Origin of the sequence: Hyalangium sp. (assembly GCF_035629615.1) — a bacterium.
GTDB lineage: Bacteria > Myxococcota > Myxococcia > Myxococcales > Myxococcaceae > Hyalangium.
This window is the reverse complement of the sequence record NZ_DASPHO010000845.1, coordinates 1-10674: the sequence shown is the minus strand read 5'-3', so window position 1 is coordinate 10674 and position 10674 is coordinate 1. Positions and strand designations below refer to the sequence as shown.

Below are 10674 nucleotides of genomic sequence, written 5' to 3'. Positions count from 1 at the left end.
GGGAGAAGCACATGCAACCGGGCCAGCTCCTGGGGCGCCTGCTACTGCAGTTCGACTCGAACGCAGCCGATGTTCCCGAGGATCTCTCGGCCGCGGTGCATGGCCCCGACGGGAAGCTCTGGGTGGCGGCGGACGAGGCGGGGATGATCGAGCGCCTCACGCCCGCCGAGCCGCGCATCTACGGCCAGCACAAGCGCTTCCACGTGGGGGACTTCATCGGCGCCGTGGACAAGGACGCGGAGATCGACATCGAGGCGCTGGATGCGCACTCCGGCTACCTCTGGCTCGTGGGCAGCCACAGTGCGAAGCGCAAGAAGCCCAAGGGGCAGGCCATCGAGAAGGATCTGGAGCGCCTGGCCACCGTGGAGCACGCGCCTCAGCGCTTCGTCTTCGCCCGCATCCCCTTCGTGAACGGCGAGCTCGCCGCGGAGCTGAAGACGGACGGCTCGAAGAAGGGCTCCCGCGTGGCGGCCCGCGTGAAGCCTGCCGAGAAGGAGGGACGTGGCAAGGCGGCCCAGGCTGGAGGCAAGGCGAAGAAGGGAAACGGAGGAGAGGTGCTCCCAGGGGAGAACCTCTTGATGGAGCTGCTGCGCCGGGATCCCCACTTTGGTCCCTTCCTCGCGCGGCCCCCGGGAAAGGGCACAGGGGTGCTCGCCATCCCGAGCAAGGACAACGGCCTGGACATCGAGGGGCTGGTGGTCGCGGACACGGACCGGGTGTTCCTCGGCCTGCGCGGACCCGTGCTGCGCGGCTATGCGGCGCTCCTGGACATGCGCCTGAAGGACGTGGGCAACGGCCACCTCGAGCCCCGGCTCGGGAAGAAGGGGAGCCGCTTCGCCAAGCACTTCCTCCACCTGGACGGGCTCGGCATCCGCGAGCTGTGCGTGCAGGGGAAGGACCTGCTCGTGCTCGCGGGCCCCACCCTGCCCGTGGAGGCTCCCATCCGCCTCTTCCGGGTGAGGAACTTCCTCGACCTCGAGGGCGACAGCGTCATCGACACGAAGAAAGGGGTGCTCGAGCCGCTCTTCGACATCCCCCAGGCCGGCGCGCTCGACCATGCGGAGGGCGTGGCCAACTTCAACTACTTCGACGAGTCCGACAGCGTGCTCGTCGTCTATGACGATCCCGCGCCTCAGCGCCGCTACGGCCCCTGCGGCGTCTTCGCGGACGTGTTCCGGCTCACCTCGTAATCGGGCTCCCCCTCCTTATATAGGGCGCGGGGCCTCGCTCACGCCCACCCGCCGGCAGCTCTCCGGAAGGTGGGACAGGAGCGAGGCGCTCACCCCGAGGGCGCGGCTCAGTAGCCCGCGCAGATGTCAGCGCCAGCGGGAATCGCGAACGTCGGCGTCGAGTCGTCAATCGAGAGCAGGAAGGCCACCAGATCGGCCCTCTTCGCCACATCCTCCGCCGAGCCCGGCAGGCCCACGAGGAAGTTCGCCGCGGCCGCCTGGTGGTGCGCGGCATACTTGGGAGCGAAGAGGTCGAGCAGCGTCTTCGCCTCGCCATGGTGCAGGTACGGCGCCGAGGTGGCCATGCCCAGCAGTGACGGCGGGTTGAAGCCCTTCGCCCCTTGTGCCTGGGTGTTGTCCGCCTTCTTCTCCAGCGGGCTGGCCACGTCGAACGTGCCCACGGCGCGCACGGCGCAGGCGATGCGCTCGGGGCCCACGTTGACGCTGCCCGCGAGGCGCTCAATGTCGACCTTCACGCTCTCGTTGTTGGTACCCGTGAGCGGCGCAGGGAGCCTCAGGCTGAAGGCCTCCGTGCGCAGGCCCGTGGGGGTGGTGATGCCTGTCGCCGTCGCCGTGCCGTTCTTCTCGGGCGAGGGCGTGTACCCCAGGCGGCTGACCGTCCACTTGGCGCCGCCATGGCACATGTGGCAGTTGGCCTGCTCGAAGACGGCACGGCCTCGCGCCACCGCCGCCGCGTCCAGGTTGCTGGGCGCGCGGTTGGCCGGGATGGTCTTCGTGTAGTCCTCGAGCTCGTCCCAGTCCGCCAGCTTCGCGACCGTCCTCACCACCTCCTTGGTGGAGCCCGACAGGAAGTCGTTGCGGGTGAGGGCTGTGTGTCCAGGCAGCGTGAGGCCCGCAGCCAGATCGATGCGCAGGTCATCCTTGGTGGGGTCTGCCGCGTCCTTCGTCGTGATGGCGCCCTTGCCCCCCGCGGTGCCGCGGGTGTTGAGCTCGAAGTCGTGCATCTCGTCGAAGATGGCCGTCCAGTTCAGCACGCGCTGGTCGGTGGGATCCTTCTTGGCGAAGGTGCCGTCGAGCGGGGTGGACTGCCGCGGACCGGCGGCGAACACCCACGTGAGGTTGTCGCTCAGGCCATCCGGGTGGCAGCTGCCGCAGGAGTTCACCGCCTGGAGCGCCCAGCGGCCGGTGCCGGTGAAGAAGAACTTCTTGCCGTTGAGCACGCGCGCCTCGGCCGAGCCCGCGGCTGGCTTGTCCGCGGTGGGGATGGGAGTGCCGCTCACCGCCTGCGCGTTGAGGTCCAGCACGGACACGCTGCGGTCCACCCAGTTGTTCACGTAGGCGACCTGCTGCGTGTGCGCCACCACGATGCCGATGGGAACCTTGGTGACGCTGTCGCCGCGCAGGTTGATCTGCGCAAAGCCCGTCCCGAGCCCGAGGCGGATGGGCTGGCCGGTGTCATCCGGGTTGTAGACGACGCGCTGCACCACGTCCCCCGACTGGGAGAGGACGTACCCGACCCGCGCGGTGCGGACGAAGTCCATGGCGATGGGCACCCCGAGCAGGGAGCTGGCCGCGTTGTTGTTGCCCTGCGTGTTGATGAGGTTCGCCAGGGCCACGCTGCCCGTGACGCCGCGATCCTCCGTGCCGGACGCCAGGTCGATCACCGACACGCCCGCGAAGAGGTTCGTCACCGCATTCACCGGCCCCTTGGGTGAGGCGCACGCGTGAGTCACGTAGAGCCTGTTGGTGTTGAGGACGATGCCGAAGAGCTGGTTGGGCGAGCACTGCACCGGCGGCCCGGAGCCCCCCCCCGCCTGGGGCACGCCGATGCCGGTGTCGAGCGGGGCCAGCGCGAAGGTGCGGCCGACCCGGGCGTTCCCGACGAACTCGAGCTCCACCACCTTGCCTCGACGCCCGTCATCCGAGGCCTCGGAGATCGGGTCCCCGTAGAAGAGGGTGACGTAGGCCCGCTCGTCCGCGTCGTCCATGTCTCCGTCGTTGCTGATCGTCAACGCACGGGGGTTGCCGCCCACATCTACCTTGGACTCCACCTGCATCGTCTCCGTGTTCACGATGAACACGGTGGTCTCTCCAAAGTTGGCCACCACGGCGTACTTGCCCGTCGGGGACAGGGCCACACCGGTAGGCTCCGAGCCGACGGCCACCTCGCTCGCAACCTGGGGGCTGAGCGTGTCCGTGGCGTTCACCTTCGCGAGCGTCTGCTTCTTGCGCAGCGTGACGAAGGCCGTCTTGCCGTCCGGGTGGAAGGCCACGGAGGACGGCATGCTCGTCGCCTCGAAGTTGACGACGGCAAACCGCGCCTTCGTCGCCGTGGTGATGAGCGTCATCGAGCCGGTGTCGGGGTTCACCGCGGCGACGCGGCTGTCATCCTCGGTGATGTCGATGGCGGTGGAGCGGCTCGGCCGCGAGAGGATGGCTTTTATCTCCGGGCCCGCATCGGGCGGATCATCGGGTGGCCCGTCATCCGGACACCCAGTCAACAGCCCGCCTACCGCGAGCAGCGCGGGCCAGAGCAGTCTCCTCTTCATGTCGGTTCTCCCAGAGAGCCAGCCGGGGGAAAGGTGGCCGGCGGCAGCCGCTGCCGAGGCAAGCCGCGTACCGAGCCCGCAGCGCAGGAAAAGCACGGCTCTGGAGGCTCCGGTGTCGGGTGTTGCCTGTAGGGAGCTGCCAACACCTCGGGGGTGACAGCCGACAACCCACCCCGTGCTACATTCGTCGCCCATGTCCAGCGGAACGACGCTCCGGGAGCGCCCGGCAGGGCTCCCCATCCGCACCTTGTCCATCGAAGTGGTGGGAGGCCCGGATCAGGGCAAGTCCTACACCGCGGAAGGCGAGACGGTGACGGTGGGGACGGCGGAGAGCAACGATCTGCGCCTGACGGATCCCACCGTCTCCCGGTACCACCTGGAGCTCTCCCGACGGGGCGATCGGGTGGCGGTGACGGACCTCGGCTCCACCAATGGCACGGCGGTGGGGCCCGCCCTCCTCGAGCGGGGCACGGTCGCTCCGGGCAGCCTCCTCACGCTGGGGCGGACCTCTCTCCGTGTGGGCGATGGGCCCACGCGCACGCTGTCCCTTCATGAGTCCGGGGCGCTGGGCCCGCTGCGGGGCCAGAGCGCGCCCATGCGGCGGCTGATGGCCCAGATCCTCCGCCTGGCCCAGACGGACGCCTCGGTGCTGCTCCAGGGCGAGTCCGGCACCGGCAAGGAGCTCATTGCCCGGGCCCTCCATGATCAGAGTCCCCGCGCGCAGAAGCCCTTCGTGACGCTGGACTGTGGCGTCATCTCACCTGGGCTCGTCGCCAGCGAGCTCTTCGGCCACGAGCGCGGCGCGTTCACCGGCGCGGATCGCCGACACATCGGCGTCTTCGAGCGGGCCCAGGGCGGCACGCTCTTCCTGGACGAGATGGGAGAGCTGTCCTCCGGACTCCAGACGGCGCTGCTGGGCGTGCTGGAGCGCAGGCGCTTCTGCCGGCTCGGCGGAACCGAGGAGCTCTCCGTGGACGTGCGCGTGGTGTCCGCCACCCACCAGGACCTGCGCGCCGAGGTCAACGCCAACACCTTCCGCCTGGACCTCTACTACCGGCTCGCCGTGGTGCGGCTGGAGGTCCCTCCGCTCCGGCAGCGCGCCGATGACATCCCCCCCTTGGTGGAGCACTTCCTCCATGAGGTGGGGTACGCCGGGCCCATGGAAGCGCTGGTGCCGCCGCTGTTGATGGCCACCCTGCAGGCCCACCGCTGGCCCGGTAACGTGCGGGAGCTGCGCAACTACGTCGAGGCCATCCTCGCCATGGGCGAGCCGCCTTCCCTGGAGCAGGTGGTGGGGGTGCCTGGCGCGGCACACCCGCCGGTGCCTCCCGTCGCCTCCGTCCCGCTGCCACTGGAGCACAGCTACCGCGAGGCCCGTCAGCAGCTGCTCGAGGACTTCGAGGCCCGATTCCTCAAGGCCTTGATGGAACGCGCGGGCAACAATGTCTCCATGGCCGCCAGGCTGGCGCAGATGGACCGGTCCTACCTCATTGATCTGCTGCACCGGCACCACCTGCGGTGAGCCTCAGGGCCTCCAGCGCAGATCACCCGAGGCGCAGACGCGCACGCCCTGGGCGCACTGCTCGGTGAGGGTGTCGAAGCCCAGGTAGACATCGCCCTCGATGGCGTCGAGCAGCGCCGGGCAGCTGTAGGCGCACCCCACCAGCTCCTCCTCCTTCAGCGGCTCGACTGTGGTGGGGCTGGCCGCCAGCGCGTCGCAGGTCTGGAGCGTGGCGGTGATGCGGACGATGATGAACTCCTCCGGGGCCTTGCTGGCAACGGTGGCGCCGGAGAGGCTGCGCAGCGCCTCGCGGATCTGCTCTCGCGCCTCGGCTCGGGGCAGGCCCGTGATGTCCGGCAGCGGGGCGGGGAGGCAGACCCGGTGCTCCGGCATCACGGCGCAGTCATGATCCGTGCACCACCGGATGAGCTGCCCCGAGCGGCACCCCGGTAGCCCTCCCAGCCGGACGAAGTCGATGACGAGCGAGGCGGGAACGGGCCCACCGCCCGGAGGAACCGCCCCCGTGAGCAGGTAGGAGCCATCGTCCTCGCGGCACAGGAAGCCATCCAGCCCCTCTCCCTCCTCGCCGAAGGTCAGGCGCACCTGCCGGACCTCGTGGCAGCCAGCGAGCAGGGCCAGGGCCAGGGCCCCCAGAACGAGTCGTCTCAAAACCCCACCTCCGTGCGGACGGGTTGTTTCCAGAGGAGGGCCGCGGTGCTGGCGCCAGCGACGACGGCCACCACGCCCACGGCGATCCAGAAGTCACGGCGCTGGTAGAGGGCCGGCGCGGGCTCCACGATGCGTCCCTGGATGAGCAGGTCGCGCAGCACGCCTTCCACCGTCTCCTCGAGGGCCTTGGGCGCCGTCCGGCGCTCCGTCCGGGCTGCCACCCGTCCATCGAGCGTGAAGGTTCCCCGCAGCCGATAGCCCTCCTGCTCTGGCTCTGCGTTCAGCAGCACGAGCCGAGGGGCGCGCAGCGCGCTGGCGAGCAGGCTCAGCGATCCGGTGGAGTCCAAGGCCGCGGAGGAGCCGGCGTAGTGGGCTGTCCATTGGCTGGCGGCCAGCTCGGGCGTCGCCGGCAGGGTGGTGAAGGCCACCTCCAGCTCCGGGCCCCGCGCGGCGATGATCTGGACCGCGGGCTGTCTGCCTTCCGCGTCGACGCGAATCACGTGCCGGCCCTCCCGGGCCTCGAGTGAGCACGGGGCAAGGCAGACACCGGAGCGCCCATCCAACGAGACACGGGCGGGGCCGAAGTCAGAGGTGATGCGGAGCATGGTCCGCGCCCGAGCCGCTCCCGCTTCGGCGCCCCGCACCATCATGCGCCCCACCTCGGGAGGCAGCACACCGACGTCCGCTGGGATCTCGAGCCCCAGGATGCCCAGCTCTTCGGCCACCGCATGCGCCGCCTTCTCTTGCCCCATTCCCACATGGCACGCCACTCGCCAGAGCAGCAGCCGGGCGACGAGCTGCCGGTGCCCTGCGCTCAACGTCTCGGGGAGCACGCCCTCGTGACCGAGGGACTGGAGACAGGAGGCGAACTCCGCATCGATGTAGTGCCGCCGGGCCTCCTGCAGCTGCCGCTCGAGTCCCAGGAGCTCCCGCCCGTTCCCCGTCTCCCCGGTGGGGGAGGGGAGAGCCGCGAGTCGCAGCGTCACCGGGAGCCGGGTGCGCCGCTCCTCCACCAGGGCCTGGACCGCCGGTTGAGCCTCAGGTGCCCCCATGACGAGGATCGTGACCGTGGGAAGGGAGCCCACAGGCTCTGTGCCTGAAGCGGTGCCGGCCAGCAGCCCCAGCAGCAGCGAGAGGAGCCTCGCCAGCGAAGCGGGACTCCCGGTGGAGGGAAGGAGCCGGGTGGGATGGTGACTCACTGCCGGGGGATATAGTGAAGGACTGCTGTTGCTCAACACGAACCTCCCTCGGTTGGAGTGGAAGCTTGGAGTGGGCGGGCCGCTATCGGTTGATCCGTCAGATCGCTCGGGGCGGGATGGGAGAGGTGTGGGAGGCGACGGCCAGTGGCGAGGGAGGCTTCGTCCGCCGGGTGGCCATCAAGCGGCTGCTTGCCGAGCATGATCAGGATCCCGCCCAAGCGCGGATGTTCCTCGATGAGGCGCGGATCGCCAGCCAGCTCCACCACGCCAACATCCTCTCCATCCTCGACTATGGGGTGGTGGAGGGGCTGCCCTACCAGGTCCTCGAATATGTGGACGGAGTGGACGCCGAGCGTCTCCGTGAGCGCGGAGCCGACGCCGGTGAACCCTTCCCTGTCGCGCTGGCGCTCCATCTCTGCACCGAGGTGGCTCATGCGCTCCAGTATGCCCATGAGGCGCGTGATCCGGCGGGGAAGCCACTGGGGATCGTCCACCGAGACGTGAGCCCCTCGAACATTCTCGTCTCCTGGAGGGGCGACGTGAAGCTGGCCGACTTCGGAATCGCCCTGGCCCGGGATCGCCAGGAGCGGACGCGCGCCGGGCTGACCAAAGGCAAGCCGGCCTACATGTCACCCGAGCAGGTCACCCGCGGTGAGCTGGATGGCCGCTCCGATCTCTTCGCGCTCGGGTGTGTGCTCCATGCGCTGCTGACGGGGCACAGCCCGCTGGCGGGCGAGGACCGGATGGCGGACCTGCTTGCGGGCAAGGAGCTGGAGCTGTCCGAGACGCTTCCGGCGGATGTGCGGGACATCATCGCGCGAGCGGTCCGCCGGGCCAGGCACCAGCGGTTCCAGAGTGCTGCGGAGTTCGCCGCGGCCAGCGGCAAGGCTTTGGCGGCACGCATCGACCGCGACGCGCGCTCTCTGTTGAGTGAGTGGATGGCCCAGGTTCGCTCGAGGGCGGAGTCCACTCCTCGGACAGTCCCAGGCCGGGCGGCGCATCCTTTCCTGGAGGTGGAGCAGCTCCTTGGAGGCGTCGTGCCTCGGCCCCTGAGAGACGTGACGAGCGTCTCTGCTTCCCAGCCTGTCGCAGAGCCTCGGGAGGTTCCTCAGGGAACCCTTGAGGTTCTGCGAGAGCCTCCTCAGGGGACTCTTGAGGTCCCGCCAGTAGCTCCTTGGAACTCTCGGCGCTGGCAGTGGGCAGGGCTCGTCCTCATCCTGCTGGGGGGCGTGGGAGCCTTGAGGCCCTGGCGGCTCGCGCAGCGGGACGAGCCCTCCGTGTCTCCACCCTCCTCAGCGACTGCCCCTCCCGCCGAGCCGCTCGCGGGAGGGAAGACCGAGGCCATCGTGGCCAAATCTCCTCCTCCCTTGCAGGCAGAGGCTCCCATAACGCCCGCGGCCCGTCCGGAGCAGGGGAACCTCTCGAAGCGCCTGCCTCGTTCCTTGCCGAGCCCGGAGAGCGGAGACAGCACGCCCAGTCGGCCCCTCGCTGCTGACTTGGGAACCCTGGCAGTTGGGGGAGCGGGTGCCTTGCGGGCAGAGATCCTCATCGATGGTAAGAGCCGAGGCCACGCCCCCAAGCTCCTCGAGCTCCAGTTGGGCGAGCACGTCTTGGAGCTCGTGACGCCCGAGGGTCGCCGCGTTGGCCCCGAGCGCATCCGGATCACCCGGCTCCATACGCCCGCGTCACCGCTTCGCTGGATCATGCCGGAGGAGGTGACTTCAAGGCAGGAGTCACCCGCGGAGTGAGAACGGTGCCGGTTGAGGCAAGATGGAAGTCTGGACTCCCACCCTTCCATGCCTGGACAAGCACACGTGACCTCCTCTTCCATGTTGGGCCCAGGGGCTCGTGCCGCCGGACTCCTCGTCCTCCTGGTGGCGCTGGCGCCGGCGAGTGGCGCCCCGCGCTCGCGTCCTCCCGTCATCTCGGAGATCCGCGACGCGGCCACCTTCTCCGCCTACGCCCACCCGATCGAGACCGATGATGTGAGTAAGTTCCTCATCGACCTGAAGTCGGAGCGCGTCTACTACTTCGACGTCAACCTCTACCGGCTGCACCAAGACTTCGTCTCCAAGTTCATCCTGCGGCGCCCGATGACGCCGGAGGAGCGGACGGCGTACTTCCGGAACTACGGAGAGGAGAAGCCGGACTACATCCTCGGCTACATCACCCACCACCGAAGCGCGAAGCGGTGGACCTTCAGCTTCTGGGAGAGCGATCGGATCCGCCCCGCCGGCGTGCGCCGCACCCGCGAGCTGTTGCTGAAGTCGTTCTTCGTCCAGGACCTGGCCTTCCGCCCGGAGTCGACGGCGCAGGAGTCCCTGCTCGCGGAGCTGAAGGACATCCCTACCGTCACCAGTGACACCCTCTACAAGCAGGCCGACTACCGGGCCTTCAACCTGGGCAAGGCCCTTGGCCGGCTGCGCATCGTCCCTCCGGGCACGCCCTACGAGTCGCTCTTCTTTGACCCGGACGACATTGTCGTCCTGCAGGAGTCCTATCCAGACTTGCCGCCGGTGGCGGGCGTGCTCTCGACGCGGTTCTCCACCCCGCTGTCCCACGTGAACCTGCGCGCCCGCGCCTGGGGCATCCCCAACGCCACGCTCAAGGAAGCCGTCACGCGCTACGCCGCGCTGGATGGCCAGTTCGTCCGGCTGGAGGTCCGCAACCAGAGCCACGTGCTGCGCCCGGCCACCGAGCAGGAGCTCACCGCCTGGAAGAAGGCCCGGGAGGCCGCGCGGAAGGTCCTCGTGCCCGACGCGGACCTCACCGTTCGTGAGCTCCGCCCGCTGAAGCGGATGCGAGCCCAGGATGCGCGCATCTTCGGCACCAAGGCCTCGAACCTCGGAGAAATCCTCCAGGCCCGTCCCAAGGGCGTCCACGTGCCCGACGGGTTCGGAATCCCGTTCGTCTTCTACGTAGAGCACCTGAAGCGCCATGGGCTCGACACCGAGCAGGAGGCCATGCTCGCCGAGCCTCGCTTCCAGCAGGACGCGAAGTGGCGCAAGGAGCGCCTGGAGGCCTTCCGCGCACGCATCACCGGGGCCCCCATCGACGCGACGCTGCTCGATCAGGTGGAGGCCCAGGTGAAGGCAGAGCTGGGTGGCAAGGGCGTCTTCGTGCGTTCGTCCACGAACGCCGAGGACCTGAAGGGGTTCAACGGCGCCGGCCTGTATGACACCGTGCCGAACGTGGTGGGGCGCGAGGCGCTGGGCGCGGCCATCCTGCGGGTCTGGGCCTCGCTCTGGAACTTCCACGCGGTGGAGGAGCGCACGCGTTTCGGCATCGAGCCGCGCTCGGTGTTCTCCGGTGTGCTGGTGCAGGTGGGCGTCAACGCCACCGCGGCCGGCGTGCTGGTGACGAAGAACCTCTACGATTCACGCGACAACCATACCTACACCATCAACGCCAAGCGCGGGCTGGGGCTGAGCGTCGTGTCCGGCACCACCGTCCCCGAGCAGGTGCTCTATGACATCAAGTACCCGGGCGCCCGGGTGCTTTCACGCTCGGATGACGCGACGATGCTCGTGTTCGACGCGCAGGGCGGCATCAAGGAGGTCCCCACC

7 protein-coding genes are annotated in these 10674 nt (G+C 69.2%); 4 read left to right on the top strand and 3 right to left on the bottom strand.

Annotated features, from left to right (window positions below):
• Nucleotides 1-1190, top strand: a 1190-nt coding sequence (locus VD972_RS42450; RefSeq protein WP_324995287.1) for a DUF3616 domain-containing protein, incomplete at its 5' end; no start/stop codon positions are given.
• A 107-nt stretch (nucleotides 1191-1297) separates the two neighbouring features.
• Here the strand turns inward: VD972_RS42450 and VD972_RS42445 are convergent.
• Nucleotides 1298-3739 carry a YncE family protein gene (locus tag VD972_RS42445; protein ID WP_324995285.1) on the bottom strand — a complete coding sequence of 814 codons (2442 nt, stop codon included), beginning with the start codon at nucleotides 3737-3739 and terminating at the stop codon, nucleotides 1298-1300.
• Nucleotides 3740-3932: 193 nt separating this feature from the next.
• Between VD972_RS42445 and VD972_RS42440 the strand changes: the two genes are divergently transcribed.
• Nucleotides 3933-5261, top strand: a complete 1329-nt coding sequence (locus VD972_RS42440) for a sigma 54-interacting transcriptional regulator (RefSeq protein ID WP_324995283.1) — start codon at nucleotides 3933-3935, stop codon at nucleotides 5259-5261.
• Between the two features lie 3 nt (nucleotides 5262-5264).
• On the opposite strand, the gene VD972_RS42435 is transcribed toward VD972_RS42440, so the two are convergent.
• On the bottom strand, nucleotides 5265-5909 hold the full coding sequence (locus tag VD972_RS42435) for a hypothetical protein (protein WP_324995282.1): 645 nt from the start codon (nucleotides 5907-5909) through the stop codon (nucleotides 5265-5267).
• Complete coding sequence (locus VD972_RS42430; RefSeq protein WP_324995280.1) at nucleotides 5906-7108, bottom strand: PEGA domain-containing protein; 1203 nt, start codon at nucleotides 7106-7108, stop codon at nucleotides 5906-5908. Before VD972_RS42430 ends, VD972_RS42435 begins: the two co-directional genes overlap by 4 nt.
• A 65-nt stretch (nucleotides 7109-7173) precedes the next feature.
• Between VD972_RS42430 and VD972_RS42425 the strand changes: the two genes are divergently transcribed.
• Both VD972_RS42425 and VD972_RS42420 read left to right on the top strand, forming a co-directional pair.
• A complete protein-coding gene (locus tag VD972_RS42425) occupies nucleotides 7174-8856 on the top strand; it encodes a serine/threonine-protein kinase (protein ID WP_324995278.1) in 1683 nt (560 codons plus the stop codon).
• 66 nt (nucleotides 8857-8922) lie between these two features.
• Nucleotides 8923-10674, top strand: a 1752-nt coding sequence (locus tag VD972_RS42420; protein WP_324995274.1) for a PEP/pyruvate-binding domain-containing protein, incomplete at its 3' end; no start/stop codon positions are given.

What these genes read in the sequence shown, in the direction of transcription:
- VD972_RS42445 (WP_324995285.1), bottom strand. Translation starts at nt 3,739, where the DNA reads ATGAAGAGGAGACTGCTCTGGCCCGCGCTGCTCGCGGTAGGCGGGCTG.
- VD972_RS42440 (WP_324995283.1), top strand. Translation starts at nt 3,933, where the DNA reads ATGTCCAGCGGAACGACGCTCCGGGAGCGCCCGGCAGGGCTCCCCATC.